This window comes from Mesorhizobium sp. C089B, assembly GCF_030323125.1.
GTDB lineage: Bacteria > Pseudomonadota > Alphaproteobacteria > Rhizobiales > Rhizobiaceae > Mesorhizobium.
This window is the reverse complement of the sequence record NZ_CP100469.1, coordinates 222,677-238,537: the sequence shown is the minus strand read 5'-3', so window position 1 is coordinate 238,537 and position 15,861 is coordinate 222,677. Positions and strand designations below refer to the sequence as shown.

Genomic DNA, 15,861 nt, shown 5'->3' with positions numbered 1-15,861 from the left:
TCGTCGGCTTGGCGCACCAACTGCGCCGCGTCGTGCTGGCGCTCAAGGCTGCCGGCTACGAAACACTGGGCAACAAGGCCAGCCTGGCCCAGAAGCAGAAGTCCAATGCGAAGCCACTGATCGACTGCATCTGCTTGGCAAGGATCTGTAGCGTTGGGGCAGCTGACTTCGATCTGTCCAGCTTTTCTTGAGCTCCGTCTTGTGCGCAATGTAAGCACGTTGGCGACGATTTCCATTTGCAGCCCGCTTCGCAGTTGGTTATCGGAGAACATTGGGCGGGAACGGAAATTTGGAGAGCGAGACAAAGGGGAGATGAATCCGCGCGAGCGATTGACGGCCGCGAAGGGCGAGATCGCGTCGGAACCAAGGACGGCGATCCTGGTCCTCGGAATGCACCGCAGCGGCACCTCGGCGCTCGGCGCCCTCGTCGCCGCGCATGGAGCCACGCCGCCGAAACATCTGCTGCCCGGGAGCCTCCACAATCCCAAGGGACATTGGGAAAGTACCCCACTCACCATCGCCGACGACCACCTGCTCACGGCGGCCGCCTCCTCCTGGCAAGATTGGCTGCCGCTAGATCGGCAGTGGCTGCAGTCGCCGGCAGCCGAGCGATTTCGGCCCATGATGACGGCGATCATTGCCAGCGAGTTCGGCGATGCCCCCCTGTTTTTCGTCAAGGATCCGCGGATCTGCCGGTTCCTTCCCTTCATAGCCTCGATCCTGGCCGATCTCAGGATTGACCCGATCGCATTTCTGCCTGTTCGCAACCCGCTCGAAGTCGCCTGTTCGCTGCAGGAACGGGATCAAATGGCACTGCCGACAGCGTTCATGCTGTGGCTCAGGCACGTGCTCGAAGCGGAGCATCATTCGCGACACATGCCGCGCTGTATCCTGCGCCACGAAGACCTGTTGAGCGACTGGCGACATCAGATGGACCGCGCGGCCAGGGAGACCGGAATCGTCTGGCCTGTCACGTCCGATCACGCCGACGCCGCAATCGCCGAGTTCCTGGACAAGGATCTGCATCATCAGCGGGCCTCGGTCGCTGATCTGCAAAACCATCCGGATGCCACGCCGTTAGTCCGCAGTGCCTATGCCATTTTGCGCAGTATGGCGTCTGAAGGCGACAGCCAGGACTTGCGCGACCAGCTCGACAGGGTGCGGGCGACGTTCGATGAGAGCTGCGATGTGGTTGGCAAGGCCGTTGCCGCAGGGAACCTGGCCGCTAAACGGCTACACGGCGAACTGGGAAAGGGCATCGTCGAGCGTGACGCCCTCGCTGACGCCCAACAGGCCCTCATCCGAGACCGAGACAGCTTCATGGCGGAGCGTGACGCGCTCGCTCACGCCCAGCAGGACCTCATCCAAGCCCGAGACAGCTTCATGGCGGAGCGTGATGCGCTTGCTCACGCCCAGCAGGACCTCATCCAAGCCCGAGACAGCTTCATGGCGGAGCGTGACGCGCTCGCCCTGGGCCAAGACGGCCTCGTAGCCGAGCGTGGCGCGCTGGCCAGGATCCGAGACGACCTGGTGGCGGAGCGCGATGCGGCGCTTGCGTCAGGCAGATGGCGATTGACCGGACCATTGCGATGGGTGAGCTCCATTCGTCGGCGATAGCAGCAAACACTCTAAACGCTGCTCGACAAACTGTGATCGCCTGTCAAGAAACCGTCACACGGAACCCGCCTCCCTCGTGTTACGAAGGACGGGTCGGCATCCGCGCGTCGGCATAGTCGAAATCTGAACCTGGTCGAAATTTCTTGGCGAGGCGAGCCGTGAACATTGCTCTCAACGCGGAAGGCCTGTCGCCTTACCTGCCCGACGAGCACGGGCTGTTCTTCATCTACCATTTCACCGCCGAGGGCCTGCGCACCAAGGACGCGGCCGAGGTTGCATGGACATGGCGCAGCTACCAGCTGTCCGACCTGCGCGCCCGTCATGAGATCGCCGCCGAGCAGGCTCTGCCCGGGCCGGTGCGCGAAGCTTTCCTCGGCGCCAGCCAGGGTTGCCACATCGATCTCGAGGATGCCTGGCTTTATGGCGACCTGCCGGATCTGCGCCACGACTATTCGGCGGAAGCGCGCGGGCTCGGCCATTTCCGTTTTGCGCTCAACGACAAGACGCTGATCGGCGCGCGCAAGCAGCCACTGGAATCGGTCGATCTCATCCGCAAGGCGGTGGAGAGCGGCTCGCGCAAATTCCGCTCCCCCGCCGACCTGGTCGAAGCGGTCATGGGCCAGTCGCTCGACGGCATGGCGGCCGAGCTCCACGGTCTTGGCGATACGCTGGACGGCATCGAGGACCGTATCGTGCGCGATGCCTGGCACGGCGAGCGGCAGGCGCTGGTCGAGGCGCGCCGTCAACTGGTGGTCATCCACCGGCAGATGGCGACGCTCACAAACCTTTTTCGCCATCTCGACCATTCGCATCGCAATGAGCTGCCCGATCGGATCAATGACATGGCGACAAGGCTCTCGCACAGGGCACACACGCTCTATCACGACGGCGAGCAGTTGCAGGCACGCGCAAGGTTGCTGCAGGACGAGTTGATGGCCAAGCTGACAATGCAGTCCAACCAGCTGCTCTATGTGCTGTCGGTGATGACGGCGGTGCTGTTGCCGATGACCATCATATCAGGCCTGTTCGGCATGAATGTCGGTGGCCTGCCCATGGTCAATACGCCGATGGGCTTCTGGGTGGTCTCGGCGGTTTCGATCGTGATCGCCGCGGCGACCTACATGTTCGTAAGGCGGCTCGGGCGGACGTAACGCCCCGATCCCTTTGTTTTCACGCAATTCCCAAGGGAACGCGACGCGCTTTTCCTGGAATGCTCATCACGCCGTAGCGCGAAGATCCTCGACGATGGTGCCGGCGGCAGCGACCTCCGCCTCATGGTCCGGCTCCCGCCAGGTCTCGGCGAGACCCGCCGCATACCATTCCTGCATGGCCGGCAGGCCAAGCAATTGCGGGGGATAGGCTGCAGCTGCCCCTTCGAAAGACAGCCCATAGGATAGCACACGGAACGCCACCGGAGCAAAGAAGGCGTCGACGGCGGTAAAATGGCCGCCGGCAAGGAACGGCCCGCCGAACAGGGCAAGGCCATCGTTCCAGAGATCGCCCAAACGGAACAGATCCTGCGTCAGCGCGTCCGACATCGGCAACGGTTTCACCCGCAAGCCGCAATTCATCGGGTATGCGCCGCGCAAGGCCGTGAAACCAGAATGCATTTCGGCGGCGGCCGAGCGCGCCCAGGCTCGCGCCTTGGCCTCGGCAGGCCACACACCATGGTGGCGCTCGGCGAGGTACTCGGCAATAGCCAGCGAATCCCAGACAGCCCAGCCGTCATCCACCAGGCAAGGCACACGCCCGCTGGGCGAGAACGCCCGGTAGAGATCGAAACTGGGCCTGGTCGGAAACGGCGTCAATTGCTCCTCGAACGGAATGTCGAGGGTGCGCATCAGCACCCATGGCCGCAGCGACCATGACGAATAGTTCTTGTTGGCGATATGCAGCACGTACATCGAAAGGCTCCCTACTTCGGGGCCAACGCCACCGGGCGGATTTCACGGCCACGAAACATCGACCAGGAATACATCGCCAATGCCGCCCAGATCAGCGCGAAGGCAATTGCTTGCGTGGTGCCGAACGGCTCGTCGAAAATCAGCACGGCTATCAGGAACACCATGGTCGGTGCGATGTACTGCATGATGCCGATGGTGGAGAGGCGCAGAAGCTTGGCGCCGAAGGCGAACAGAAGCAGCGGCACCGAGGTGACTGGGCCGCAGCCGATGAGCAAAGCCATGTCGGTGCCGTTGCTGGAGATGAAATGGTCCTGGCCGTTGACGAGCAGGAAGACGATGTAGGCAAGCGCCGGCACCGAGAGCAAAAGGACTTCGAGCAGAAAGCCCTGGCTCGGGCCGATCGGCAGCGTCTTGCGGAAGAAGCCGTAGGCGGCGAAGGAAAAGGCCAGCGCCAGCGACACCCAGGGCAATTTGCCGGCGTCGACGGTGAGCACGGCAACGGCGATCGCCGCCAATGCCACGGCCGCGATCTGCAGCCGGTCGAGCTTCTCGCCGAGAAGAGCCGCGCCAACGACGATGCTGACCAGTGGGTTGATATAATAGCCGAGCGCCGTCTCGACGGTGCGGTCAACCGAGATCGCCCAGACATAGATGGCCCAATTGACGGAGATCAGGGTCGCCGTCAACGCCGCCATGGCGATGCTGCGTGGTGAGCGGATTGCCGCCTTGAAATCGGCGGTCCGACCGGCCCAGACCAGCACCGCGGCGGCAATCGGCACCGACCAGACGATGCGGTGGGCGATCACCTCGATCAGCGGCAGATGCGCAACCGCCTTCATGTAGAAGGGCAACAGGCCCCATAGCAGATAAGCGCCGAGCGCGAGGAGAAAGCCGCTGCGGGCTTTGGAGTCGGCGTCGGGCTGGATCGTGTCGCTGGCCATGGCAAACGCTATGGCCCAGTGGGCCATCCAAAACCATCGCAAAATTATGATGGATCAATGGACTTCCGCTGATGGCTCAAGGGGCGGCGCCAGTTCCTCGCCCCACTTCGGGGGCGAGGAAACCCACGTCTTGCAACCCTACTCCGCCGCTACCAATCCCGCCATGTCGCGGTTCTTCATCAGCTTGTAGACGATCGAATCCATCAGCGCCTGGAAGGAGGCGTCGATTATGTTTTCCGACACGCCGACCGTCCACCAGCGCGCGCCGGTGCCGTCATGCGATTCGATCAGGACGCGAGTGATCGCCTCGGTGCCGCCATTGAGGATACGCACCTTGAAATCGGCGAGCTCCATGTCGGCGATCTCGCTCTGGAATTTGCCGAGGTCCTTGCGCAACGCGATGTCGAGCGCGTTGACCGGGCCGTGGCCTTCGGCCACCGACATCTTCTCCTCGCCCTCGACCATCACCTTGACGATGGCTTCGGAGACCGTCTTCAACTGGCCGTTGGCATCGAAGCGGCGCTCGACCATGCAGCGGAACGAAGTGACGTTGAAGAACTCCGGCAGGCCGTGCAGCATTTTGCGCGCCAACAGCTCGAAGGAGGCATCGGCGCCCTCATAGGCGTAGCCCTCGGCCTCGCGCTCCTTGACCACCGAGATCAGCGCATCGAGACGATGGTCGTCTCTGGGCACATCGATGCCGCGCCGCTTCAGCTCGGCGAGGAAATTGGCCTTGCCGCCCTGGTCCGAAACCATAACGCGGCGGCGGTTGCCTACCGCCTCGGGCGGCACATGTTCATAGGTCGCCGGCTCCTTGGCCAGTGCGGAGGCATGGATGCCGGCCTTGGTGGCGAAGGCCGAGGCGCCAACATAGGGCGCCTGCGCTTCCGGAGCACGGTTCAGCAATTCGTCGAAGGCGCGGGAAAGCCGGGATATCCCGGTCAGCGCCTCGGCCGAGATGCCGGTTTCAAACCGATCGGCGAAGGCCGGCTTCAGCGCCAGCGTCGGTACGATCGAGACCAGATTGGCGTTGCCGCAGCGCTCGCCGATGCCGTTCAGCGTGCCTTGGATCTGGCGCACGCCGGCCTCGACGGCGGCGAGCGAATTGGCCACCGCTTGGCCGGTGTCGTCATGGGCATGGATGCCGAGATGGCCGCCCGGAATACCTGAAACAATGACCTTGTCGACGATGGCGCGCACTTCCGAGGGCTGCGTGCCACCATTGGTGTCGCACAACACCACCCAGCGCGCGCCGGCATCATAGGCGGTCCTGGCGCAGGCCAGTGCGTAGTCCGGATTGGCCTTGAAGCCGTCGAAGAAATGCTCGCAATCGACCATCGCTTCCTTGCCGGCGGCAACAGCTGCTTCGACCGACGCGTTGATCGAGTCGAGGTTTTCCTCATTGGTGCAGCCGAGCGCGACGCGGACATGATAGTCCCAGCTCTTGGCGACGAAGCAGATGGCGTCGGACTTGGACTGCACGAGCGCTGCCAGGCCCGGGTCGTTGGATGCCGACACGCCTGCCCGCTTGGTCATGCCGAAGGCGACGAACTTTGCCTTCGCCGTGCGCTTCTGCTGGAAGAAGGCGGTGTCGGTCGGATTGGCGCCGGGATAGCCGCCTTCGACATAGTCCATGCCGAACTCATCGAGCAGCTTGGCAATCGCGATCTTGTCCTCGACGGAAAAGTCGATGCCCGGCGTCTGCTGGCCATCGCGGAGGGTTGTGTCGAAGAGATAGAGGCGTTGTTTGGTCATTGTTCTGTTGGCGCGCGAGCACCCCCCTCTGGCCTGCCGGCCATCTCCCCCTCAAGGGGGAAGATCGGCAGCTTTAGCGTCGGATCGTTTCCTGCAGCGACGGAGATTTGCGAAAGCGCCGATGACAGCCAATCTCCCCCCTTGAGGGGGAGATGTCCGGCAGGACAGAGGGGGGTGCCACGCGCTGTCATTTCCCCGCAAACCCATCCGTCGCGCGTATCAGCCGATCCAGAATCCCCGGCTCCGAATAGGAATGGCCGGCGCCTTCGATGAGGTGGAAATCCGCCTTCGGCCAGGCCTTGTGCAGGGCCCAGGCATAGCGCGCCGGGCACGGCATGTCGTAGCGGCCGTGGACGATTGTGCCGGGAATATCCGCGAGCTTATGGGCATCGCGCAGAAGCCGCCCCTCCTCCAGCCAGCCGGCGTGGACGAAATAGTGGTTCTCGATGCGGGCAAAGGCGATGGCGAAGTGGTCCTCGCCGAACTTGTCGCTGGTCTCCGGCTCCGGTAGCAGCGTGATCGTCTCACCTTCCCACAGGCTCCAGGCAAGGGCGGCTTCCAGCTGCGCCTTGCCATCGGCGCCGACCAACCGCCTGCGGTAAGCGGCCATCATGTCGCCGCGCTCGGCTTCAGGAATTGGCGCCAGGAAACGCTCCCATTTGTCGGGGAACATCTCGGAGACGCCGAACTGATAGTACCATTCGAGTTCGGCGCGGGTCAGCGTGTAGATGCCGCGCACGACAAGCTCGCTGACGCGATTAGGATGCGTCTCGGCATAGGCCAGCGCCAGCGTCGAGCCCCACGAGCCGCCGAACACCAGCCATTTTTCGAAGCCGCACATCTCACGCAGCCGCTCGATGTCGGCAACCAGGTGCCAGGTGGTGTTGGCCTCGAGCGAGGCGTTGGGTGTCGATTTCCCGCAGCCGCGCTGGTCGAACAGGATGACGTCGTAAAGCTTCGGGTCGAACAATTGCCGATGTTTTGGCGAGAAGCCGCCGCCGGGACCGCCATGCAGGAAAACGGCCGGCTTGGCGCCCCTGGTTCCGGAGCGCTCCCAGTAGATATGATGGCCGTCGCCGACATCGAGCATGCCGGACTCGAACGCCTCGATCTCTGGATAAAGAGTACGAAGTTCACTGTTCATTTCATTGCTCATATCTTCAGGCCGTGCGCGGGCCAGTCCGTGGTTTCGTGGTCGGGATGCTGGAAGGAGATGATCTGCTCCTGGCGGGAGTAGAAATCCGGATCCTGATGCACGGGCTGGTCAAAGATCGTTTCCACCCAAGGCAATCGGACCGCGTAGTTGACCTGGATCTGCGGCGCCAGATCGGAGCGGTCGTCGAAGGCGCCGATGGCGATCTCCAGTGCGCCAGGTTGGCGATAGGTCAGCGGTGTACCGCAGCGGGAACAGAAGCCGCGATCGATGTTGACCGACGACTGGAAATAGGTGGGCTCTTCGCGCATCCATTCGACGCCATCCTTGGGCACTGTCACCAGCGCGCCGAAAAACGAACCGAACTGTTTCTGGCACATGCGGCAATGGCAGATGGACGCCCGGCCGAGCTTGCCCTTGATGCGGAAACGCACGGCACCGCACTGGCAGCCGCCGGTTCGAACTTCATCGGTCATAACTTTTCCTCTGGCGCCCATTGTTCGGTGTCATGGTCGGGATGCTGGTAGGAGACGAGCTCGGCGAGATAAGGCGCCGACGACATGTCGGCCATAGTGTCCTCGCCCGGCAATTGCGGGATGGTATCGACATAGGGAAGTTTTGCCTCCGTGCCCCACTGGATCAGCGGCACGATATCAGCCGGATTGTCGAAGGCGCCGATGGCGAGGCCGATGCCGTCGGGCGCGGTAAAGGTCAGCGGCGTGCCGCAATTGGCGCAAAAGCCACGATCGACATGGCTGGACGAGGCGAAATATTTCGGTTCGCCGCGCGTCCAGTCGAGTTTGGCGCCACGCACCGAGACCAGGGGCGCGTAAAATGAGCCGAACGCCTTCTGGCACATGCGGCAATGGCAGATCGAGGCGTCACCCAGCGCACCCTCGACGCGAAAGCGCACCGCGCCGCACTGGCAGCCACCGGTGTAGATCGGCCGGTTGTCGAGGCTCATGGCGTCTCACTCCGTTTCATAGTCATTCGGGCGCATGGCAGACGGCCTCGACATTGTTGCCGTCGGGATCCAAGACGAAGGCGCCGTAATAGTCCGGGTGATAATGCGGGCGCAGCCCCGGCCCGCCATTGTCCTTGCCGCCGGCGGCGAGCGCCGCGGCATGGAAGGCGTCGACCTCGGCGCGGCTGCGCGCGGTGAAGGCGACGTGCTGATGGGTCCTCGGCTTGTCATCGCTGGCCTGCAGCCAGAACACCGGCCGGTCGCGGCCATAACCGCCGACCTTGGCGCCGCCGGTATATTCCAGTGGCACCATGTAGATCAGCGAGGCGCCAAGCGGCGCCATCGCCTGGTCATAAAAGGCTTTCGACGCGCCGAAATCGGCGACATTGATGCCGAGATGGTCGATCATGAAACAAGTTCCTCCCTTGCTGGCGCCGGCACGTCGGCGCCGGCCAAGCCGGCCTCGATGACGATGTGCTGGCAGACATTGTCGATATCGCGGATGACGTCGTCGTTCCAGAAGCGCAGGATGGTCCAGCCACTGGCACTCAATTGAGCGCTGCGTGCCTTGTCGCGTTCTGCATCTTCTACGTCGGCATGCTGACTGCCATCAACCTCGACTACGAGGTGGTGGGCCGAACAGGCGAAGTCGACAATGTAGGGCCTAATCGGTACCTGTCGGCGAAAGCTCATCCCCATCAGCCGGTGAGCCCGCAACTCATTCCACAGTTTCAGCTCGGCATCGGTCATGACGCGACGCATGGACTTTGCATTCTTGCGCTGACGCGATGGAACGAGGTCGTGACCCATGCTCAGGCCACTCCGCGCTGGCGATTAGCGAAAACCGAGGCGAGGGCTGATCTCCCCCCTTGCGGGGGAGATGTCCGGCAGGACAGAGGGGAGTGCTGTCCCGCCAGCGTCTCAACCGGCAGCCATTGCGTTCTCAGAAAGTGACCGAAATGAAAGTGGGCAAGAAGGAACGCTGGCGTTCCTTCACACCCCCCTCTGTCCTGCCGGACATCTCCCCGCAAGGGGGGAGATTGGCTGTCGCTCCGGCCTTCGCCAATCTTACAACGGTGTCTCGCGCCACCCTCACCGCTTTACCTCCCACGTCGTCACGCGTTCGCCAGTGATAGGATCCTTGCCGTCTTTCAGCTGCACGCCCTGCGCCAGAAGCTCATCGCGGATGCGATCGGCTTCGGCCCAGTTTTTCGCTGCGATCAGTTCCAAGCGCTTGGCGATCGCCTTGGCGACCGCAACCTCGTCGACCTTGGCCGCGCCGATATCGAAGCCGAGGAACAACAGCGATGCCTTCAGCGATGCGGCCGCTTCGTTGCCCTCCGCGGCCTCACCGGCAAGCTGCGTGAGCTGCTGGAAGGCGGCATAGGTGGCGAGGTCGTCAGACAGCGCCGCCACAACCTCCGCCGGAACTTGCCCTGCCGACGGGGCGAGATCGGCGGCGCGCTTCCATTTGCGCAGCGTATTCTCGGCCTCTTCCAGCTTGCGTACGGAAAAGTCGATCGGCTCGCGGTAATGCGTCATCAGCATCGCCAGCCGCAGCACCTCGCCCGGCCATTTGCGGCCGCCGAAAGTGTCGGTCTCCAGCAGTTCGGCGATGGCGTAGAAATTGCCGAGGCTCTTCGACATTTTCTGGCCCTCGACCTGCAGGAAGCCGTTGTGCATCCAGACATTGGCCATGACGTCGGTGCCGTGGGCGCAACGCGACTGGGCGATCTCGTTCTCATGGTGGGGGAAGATCAGGTCCAAGCCGCCGCCATGGATATCGAAGACATCGCCGAGATAGGCGGCCGACATGGCCGAGCATTCGATGTGCCAACCGGGCCGGCCCCTGCCCCATGGGCTGTCCCAGCCGGGCTCTTCCGGTGACGACAATTTCCACAGCACGAAATCGCCCGGGTTCTTCTTGTGAGCGTCGACGGCAATTCGCGCACCGGCCTGCTGTTCGTCGAGATTACGCTTCGACAGCTCGCCATATTCCGGCATCGAGGCGGTGTCGAACAGCACTTCGCCGGCGGCGACATAGGCGTGGCCGCGTTCGATCAAACGTTCGATGAGGGTGATCATGTCAACCTTGCCGTCGGCGCGGCGCGCGACGAACTCGGTGGCGCGCGGCTCGACCGTCGGCGGCAAGCAGCCTAGTGCGGCGACATCCTTGTGGTACTGATCGGCGGTCTTTTCGGTGACGCGGCGGATCGCTTCGTTGAGCGTCAGGTTTCCCGACGCGATCTCGGCGCCGAAATCGCGCAGCGCGCGGGCGTTAATCTTGTCGTCGACATCTGTGATGTTGCGCACATACGTGACACCAGTCTCGCCGTAGAGGTGACGCAGCAAACGGAACAGCACGTCGAAGACGATAGCCGGACGCGCATTGCCGATATGGGCAAAGTCGTAGACGGTTGGGCCGCAGACATACATGCGCACATTCGACAGGTCGATCGGGACGAACACGTCCTTCGTCCGCGTTAGCGTGTTGTAGAGGCTGAGACCCTTCGATGCGTCAGACATGCGTGCCCTTCCGGTCCGTTAAGTTCTGGAGAGAGCCTTACCTGTGCCAAGGCACAAATCGGGCTCCAGCCTGCTGGCCGGGGCGTTTGTCCACTCTGGGGAAAAATGAGGCGAAAACGTCCGGACCAGCGCGAAGCTAGCCAATAATGCAAATGCCACAAATGGCGAAAAACGTTTTCATCGGCGGCTTTATCGCCTTGGGCGGTGTTGCCGTCAAGTCGCAACTTCCAGCAAAAGCGTCGCTGGATCATAGGTCAGGAGCCGCTGAAACATTTTATTAAACATGTCGGCACAGTCATGAAACATTCGCCGGCTAGTCCACCATAGGTCACGATTCGGTCAGATTCGGCCGGCAAACGCAGACACGGAAATGTTACCAGGGAAGAGATCGATGTCACGAACCAAGCAGGAATCGAGCCGCGCCAAGCAACCGGCGCTCGCCAACCACTACCGTGCGATCGGCCCGGCCGCGATCGTCGCCGCCCTTCTCCATACCGCGAAGAATAAAAAGCCGGCGCCGAAAATCACTTCGCCCCGCGCTGCCTGAACAGGCATCGTGCCGCCGCCGACAAGGCGTGCGCCGGAACGGAAGGCTGAGGCCCCATAGCGCGCCTGAAACAACAGCTCTTCCTATTGAGCAGGTTCTTCCCGAAGGCCGGACTGGCTTCTTGGGAACGCGCTCTAAAACAGCGTCATCTGACTGCCGTCCGCGCCGGGCTTCTGGCGCCTGACCTTGTCGGGCTCGACGATGCCCATGTCCTGTATCTCCGGCCCGGTGTTGGCGACCTTGCTGACGAGGTCGGAGACCGGAATTGCCTCGAAGAAATCGGGCAGCGCGGGTTTGAGCAGGTCGGCCACGTCGCGCGGTTCGAGCGTGCGGCAGTCCAGCCAGCGGTCAAAATCTTCAGGCGCGATCACCACCGGCATCCGGTCATGGATATGGGCGATGCTGGCATTGGCGTTGACGGTAAGAATGGCGCCGGTGTCCATTTCCGAACCGCCCGGCTCGGAATAGGTTTCAATCAGCCCGGCAAAGGCGATCAACCCGCCACGCCTCGGCCGTATCCAGTAGGGCTGGCCCTTCTTGCCGCTGCCGGATTGCTGCCACTCATAGAAGCCGGAGGCCGGCACCAAGGCACGGCGATGGCGCATGGCGGCTTTGAACGAGGCTTTTTCAATAGCGCCTTCCGAACGCGCGTTGATGAGCAGCGGAAATTTCCTGGTGTCCTTGACCCAGGTGGGGACCAGCCCCCAGCGCACCAGCATCGCCAGGCGATCCGGGAAATTCGAGCCCGGCATGCGCGGCGGCCCCGACAGCGCCATCAGCACCGGCTGCGTCGGCGCGATGTTGTAGCGGGCCGGAAAATCGTCCAGCTCCGCCAGGCCGAGCAAGGCGGCGGTCTGGTCCGGCGTGGCCGTCAGGGCAAAGCGTCCGCACATTGGCAAGCTCGATGAATTGATCCGATCGCGAACGTGGCGATGGAACCGGCGCTGCGCAACCGCTAAAGCTGCTCGCTGCCAGCCGGTCCACAGGGTGTGGCCTCACATAAGCGAATCGATATCGATGAACGAGCAGCGCAAGACACTTCCCGCAGTCTCGGTCGCCGTCGTGCGCGGCAGGACGGTGCTGCTGGTCAAGCGGGCGCGCCCGCCGTCGCAGGGGCTTTATGCCTTTCCCGGCGGCAAGGTCGAGCCCGGCGAGACGCTGCAAGAAGCAGCGTCGCGCGAATTGCTGGAGGAAACCGGGCTGCGTGCGCAGGACTATCGTCCGCTTCGCGACATCCGCATCGACGGCAGCGGCGAGAATCACCCGGTCGACTATCTGCTGACCGTGTTCGGCGCCGTTTATGCCGGCGGCGAAGCGACGGCCAGCGACGATGCCGAGACCGCTGCCTTCTATAGTCTTGATGAAATGGCGACGCTGCCGCTCGCGGGTGACGTCATGGAGGTGGCTGAAGAGCTTTTGGCCTGAAGCAGGCCCATATCTGCCGCTCCGAGAATCGCCTTGCAGGCGACAAAATGTTTCGTCAGATAGACTTATGACCCGCACCTCGCTGTTCCTTGCCGCATGCATCGCCACCGCCACGGCTGTTGGCGTGCAGCCGGCGCTGGCCGCCGAGTCGCCGTTCGAGCCCGGGCTGATGCGACTGGCCGAGGTGCTGGGGTCGCTGCATTTCCTGCGCAATCTGTGCGGCGAAAAGGGCGACCAGTGGCGCACCGAGATGGAAAAGCTGATCGATTCGGAAAATCCCGATCCGGAGCGGCGTGCCCGCTTCATCGCCAGCTTCAACCGCGGTTACCGTTCCTTCGGCGGCACCTATACCCAATGCACGCCGTCAGCGACCGAAGCCATCAGCCGCTACATGAAGGAAGGCGAGACGCTGTCGCGCGACATCGCCTCGCGTTACGGCAACTGACGAGCGCCAGACGGCGTTTAGCCAACGCCTTTTCGAGCACCCGCCTTGTATCCACGGCACGTTGATGCAATCTTGGTGTTGCACTTGCGCAACAGTATTAACGAAACGTTAGCGCGCGAATGCGGAATTAACTCAAACTGAAGGTTTTCATCCCGCTCACCGGTCTAATCGGCTAAGTTTGAATCGGACCGAACGCAGGCGACGAAGTTGTAAAGACGATCAAAAAAATGTCGTATTTACAGATACTTACTTAGCCTGCGTGAGATAGGGGCAGCCCAAGCCGGATCCGACCCGTCGGACCGCCGCTTGAAAAGGTGGACATCGCAAATGGAACATGGCGTCAACGACATCGACGCGCTGGTCAGGGAAGAAAAGCGCCTGACCGCGGTGGAAAGCCATAGCGAGGCCTGGGCGGAAGGTCTGTCGGCCGGCATAGAACCTGAGATCATCGCCGAGGCAGCGCTTGAAACCGCGTTCGGCGAGATGCTGCGTGCCAATGGCGAAACCTCGGCCCTTGCCCTGCTCGATCGCATGCGTGAAAAGGTGATCGCCGGCGCCTTCGAGCCGGAGCGGTTTCGGCACTAGGCGTCGCGCGTCTCAGAGGGTGCACTGCCAGCTTACCGGTTCTTTGACGACGGCGAGTCGTTTGGGCATCATGCCTGAAGAGCCTAGGCCCGAGGAGAGGCAAGCGGTGAATTTTTCGATGTCAGGCCGGCCTCGCGGCGTGGTCCTCAGCATCTGGCTTGCCGCTTCCTGCGCCGCGGTTCCGCTGGCGCTTGTCCTGACCAGCAACCCTGCCTATGCGCTGAGCGAGATCAAGCGCGAGGAGCTTCCAGCTCCTGCCGGGCCACCAGCCAATGGTGAGACGGCGCCGTCTGAAAATTCAGTGCCAATGCCCGATCTGCCCGGCACGGCGCCACCGGCCGCCAGCCAGCCGAAATCGCCCACGGAGCCCGAACAAAGCCAACCGGAAGCCCCCGCCAACGATGGCGGCGTGGCCAACCCAAGTGCCGATCCCGAAGGGCCGGTGCCTGAAGTCGTCTACGACCTTTCCAAATTGCCGGAGCCCGTCAGGCGCATGCGCGATCTGATGGTCGAGGCCTGCGTCAGCGGCGACATCGAGAAGCTGCGGCCGCTGATCGGCAAGGGCGACACCATGACCCAATTGTCGCTGGGCGAAATCGAGGGCGACCCGATCGCGTTCCTGAAAGGGCTATCGGGCGACAAGGAAGGTCAGGAAATCCTCGCTATCCTGGAAGAGGTGCTCAATGCCGGCTATGTCCATGTAGACGTCGGCACACCGCAGGAACTCTATGTCTGGCCGTATTTCTTCGCCCTGCCGCTGGACAAGCTCAACGCCAGACAGCGGGTCGAACTGTTCAAGATCGTCACCGCCGGCGACTATGACGACATGAAGCAGTTCGGCGCCTACATCTTCTACCGCGTCGGCATCACGCCGGCCGGGCAGTGGACATTCTTCGTCGCCGGGGATTGAACGGCGATTCCCCTGGGATGGCTACTGGCTAGGGCTAGAAAGCTCGAGGCCTGTGTCAGGCCATATGCGGATACCTTCATTTCGAAGGGCCGAAATCGCTTCGACCGCCGCGTTGGGATCCATTTGCAGCACCTCGGCGGCATGCCGCAATTCTTCCTTGTCCCGCAGCCTGTTTACCACCCAAGCCACCTTGCGCTCGATATCCACGCCATAGGCCGCCTTCGCCTTGCCAACAGCGTCGCTCGGGATTTCCTTATAGATGCCAACCAGCACTCCAAGATCGATGGCATCGCGATATGCAATTGCACGGTCCTGACATCGATCCGCGTTCGCCAGCAACTTCTCGGCAAACATATCCGCCGGGACCAGGGCGGATACATTCAGATCGTCGTCGAAATGGCCTCGCAGTTTTATGCGGCCTTCGCGGATGACTTCAAACTTGATCGTTTGGCCTTTCAACCGCACGATCGTCCGCAAGCCATATTGATCGATCTGGAAGTCCCGAACAGCCTCGACCGGCTCAGGAAAGAATGCTCTGACGCCACGTTCGGCTGCGGAGGTCCGCAATTCGCGATAGCCATCACTGTCGGCACACAGGAAGTCCACATCCAGTGAGCGGCGATATTCCCCGAATTTCATAACGATCGCAGTGCCACCGCCGAACCAGCACTGGTTTGCGGTCAGGAAATGGCGATCCATCAACCCGAGCGCTTCGGCAATGATCTGGTGCTCGGGCCTCTTGAATTCCATCATGACGCTCGCGGTGTGTCCTGTTGATATTCCGGCTGCGAGGAACGATCAGGTGAGGGAAATCAGCCGGCGGTCAAGAGCACGCCGTGACCGAATTTGTCTGCCAAACTTTGGATAAGCATCTTCTCACGCACAGTAAGACGCTTTTGATCGACAAACCGCCAATTACGCTCATACAGCGCAAATGCCTCTTCGGCCGGAATCGGGCGTGCCGCATCGCGGTTCCAGGCGAGCGCCTGGAGCTCCGGAAACTCCGCAGGGACAATCATGGGCGCGATATCTGCGTTCATAATGCCCTTAACGTAGTGGATAGCGCTTAAAAAATCCAACGCAGCAAGA

General features: G+C 62.2%; 20 protein-coding genes. 8 read left to right on the top strand and 12 right to left on the bottom strand.

All coding sequences use genetic code 11. The features are described 5' to 3' along the window. Positions 1 to 8 precede the first annotated feature (8 nt). The 3 genes from NLY44_RS01120 to NLY44_RS01110 all read left to right on the top strand — a co-directional run bounded on the left by NLY44_RS01120 (position 9) and on the right by NLY44_RS01110 (position 2,768). Entirely contained in the window at positions 9 to 191 is a 183-nt protein-coding gene (locus tag NLY44_RS01120) for a hypothetical protein (protein ID WP_023805682.1), read from the top strand. 121 nt (positions 192 to 312) lie between these two features. Next, the gene (locus tag NLY44_RS01115) at positions 313 to 1,617 is read left to right on the top strand and encodes a sulfotransferase family protein (RefSeq protein ID WP_023805683.1); all 1,305 of its coding nucleotides are present in this window, start codon (positions 313 to 315) and stop codon (positions 1,615 to 1,617) included. Between the two features lie 158 nt (positions 1,618 to 1,775). Then, positions 1,776 to 2,768 carry a transporter gene (locus tag NLY44_RS01110; protein ID WP_023805684.1) on the top strand — a complete coding sequence of 331 codons (993 nt, stop codon included), beginning with the start codon at positions 1,776 to 1,778 and terminating at the stop codon, positions 2,766 to 2,768. Positions 2,769 to 2,834: 66 nt separating this feature from the next. On the opposite strand, the gene NLY44_RS01105 is transcribed toward NLY44_RS01110, so the two are convergent. From NLY44_RS01105 to cysS, 9 genes are all read right to left on the bottom strand, one after another. Beyond that, complete coding sequence (locus NLY44_RS01105) at positions 2,835 to 3,521, bottom strand: glutathione S-transferase family protein (RefSeq protein ID WP_023805685.1); 687 nt, start codon at positions 3,519 to 3,521, stop codon at positions 2,835 to 2,837. Positions 3,522 to 3,532: 11 nt separating this feature from the next. After that, the gene (gene rarD / locus NLY44_RS01100) at positions 3,533 to 4,462 is read right to left on the bottom strand and encodes an EamA family transporter RarD (RefSeq protein ID WP_023805686.1); all 930 of its coding nucleotides are present in this window, start codon (positions 4,460 to 4,462) and stop codon (positions 3,533 to 3,535) included. 138 nt (positions 4,463 to 4,600) lie between these two features. Then, positions 4,601 to 6,217: a citramalate synthase gene (gene cimA, locus NLY44_RS01095; protein ID WP_023684468.1), complete on the bottom strand. Its 1,617-nt coding sequence runs from the start codon at positions 6,215 to 6,217 to the stop codon at positions 4,601 to 4,603. A 187-nt stretch (positions 6,218 to 6,404) separates the two neighbouring features. Continuing rightward, a complete protein-coding gene (pip, locus tag NLY44_RS01090; protein ID WP_023747451.1) occupies positions 6,405 to 7,361 on the bottom strand; it encodes a prolyl aminopeptidase in 957 nt (318 codons plus the stop codon). A gap of 8 nt (positions 7,362 to 7,369) precedes the next feature. Then, entirely contained in the window at positions 7,370 to 7,846 is a 477-nt protein-coding gene (locus NLY44_RS01085; RefSeq protein ID WP_023747452.1) for a GFA family protein, read from the bottom strand. After that, positions 7,843 to 8,334, bottom strand: coding sequence for a GFA family protein (locus NLY44_RS01080; protein WP_023747453.1), 492 nt, complete (start codon positions 8,332 to 8,334; stop codon positions 7,843 to 7,845). Before NLY44_RS01080 ends, NLY44_RS01085 begins: the two co-directional genes overlap by 4 nt. Before the next feature lie 22 nt (positions 8,335 to 8,356). Further along, positions 8,357 to 8,743: a VOC family protein gene (locus NLY44_RS01075; RefSeq protein ID WP_023684472.1), complete on the bottom strand. Its 387-nt coding sequence runs from the start codon at positions 8,741 to 8,743 to the stop codon at positions 8,357 to 8,359. Continuing rightward, positions 8,740 to 9,144 carry an endonuclease domain-containing protein gene (locus tag NLY44_RS01070; RefSeq protein ID WP_023684473.1) on the bottom strand — a complete coding sequence of 135 codons (405 nt, stop codon included), beginning with the start codon at positions 9,142 to 9,144 and terminating at the stop codon, positions 8,740 to 8,742. The genes NLY44_RS01075 and NLY44_RS01070 overlap by 4 nt, the downstream gene beginning before the upstream one ends. 282 nt (positions 9,145 to 9,426) lie before the next feature. Further along, entirely contained in the window at positions 9,427 to 10,860 is a 1,434-nt protein-coding gene (gene cysS, locus NLY44_RS01065) for a cysteine--tRNA ligase (RefSeq protein WP_023805687.1), read from the bottom strand. Between the two features lie 391 nt (positions 10,861 to 11,251). Between cysS and NLY44_RS01060 the strand changes: the two genes are divergently transcribed. Continuing rightward, on the top strand, positions 11,252 to 11,407 hold the full coding sequence (locus NLY44_RS01060) for a hypothetical protein (RefSeq protein WP_023673568.1): 156 nt from the start codon (positions 11,252 to 11,254) through the stop codon (positions 11,405 to 11,407). 134 nt (positions 11,408 to 11,541) lie between these two features. On the opposite strand, the gene NLY44_RS01055 is transcribed toward NLY44_RS01060, so the two are convergent. Beyond that, positions 11,542 to 12,300: an SOS response-associated peptidase gene (locus NLY44_RS01055; RefSeq protein WP_023805688.1), complete on the bottom strand. Its 759-nt coding sequence runs from the start codon at positions 12,298 to 12,300 to the stop codon at positions 11,542 to 11,544. A gap of 124 nt (positions 12,301 to 12,424) precedes the next feature. Between NLY44_RS01055 and NLY44_RS01050 the strand changes: the two genes are divergently transcribed. The 4 genes from NLY44_RS01050 (at position 12,425) to NLY44_RS01035 (ending at position 14,772) form a co-directional block, all read left to right on the top strand. Next, on the top strand, positions 12,425 to 12,832 hold the full coding sequence (locus tag NLY44_RS01050; RefSeq protein WP_023827490.1) for an NUDIX hydrolase: 408 nt from the start codon (positions 12,425 to 12,427) through the stop codon (positions 12,830 to 12,832). A gap of 67 nt (positions 12,833 to 12,899) precedes the next feature. Beyond that, on the top strand, positions 12,900 to 13,277 hold the full coding sequence (locus tag NLY44_RS01045) for a TIGR02301 family protein (protein WP_023754767.1): 378 nt from the start codon (positions 12,900 to 12,902) through the stop codon (positions 13,275 to 13,277). A 327-nt stretch (positions 13,278 to 13,604) separates the two neighbouring features. Next, positions 13,605 to 13,862 carry a hypothetical protein gene (locus NLY44_RS01040; protein WP_023673564.1) on the top strand — a complete coding sequence of 86 codons (258 nt, stop codon included), beginning with the start codon at positions 13,605 to 13,607 and terminating at the stop codon, positions 13,860 to 13,862. Between the two features lie 106 nt (positions 13,863 to 13,968). Then, on the top strand, positions 13,969 to 14,772 hold the full coding sequence (locus NLY44_RS01035; RefSeq protein WP_023705384.1) for a hypothetical protein: 804 nt from the start codon (positions 13,969 to 13,971) through the stop codon (positions 14,770 to 14,772). Between the two features lie 21 nt (positions 14,773 to 14,793). On the opposite strand, the gene NLY44_RS01030 is transcribed toward NLY44_RS01035, so the two are convergent. After that, positions 14,794 to 15,522 (bottom strand): nucleotidyl transferase AbiEii/AbiGii toxin family protein, encoded by a 729-nt coding sequence (locus NLY44_RS01030; protein WP_023684480.1) that lies wholly within the window; start codon positions 15,520 to 15,522, stop codon positions 14,794 to 14,796. Positions 15,523 to 15,584: 62 nt separating this feature from the next. After that, positions 15,585 to 15,812, bottom strand: coding sequence for a hypothetical protein (locus tag NLY44_RS01025; RefSeq protein ID WP_027049982.1), 228 nt, complete (start codon positions 15,810 to 15,812; stop codon positions 15,585 to 15,587). Between the last annotated feature and the right edge of the window lie 49 nt (positions 15,813 to 15,861).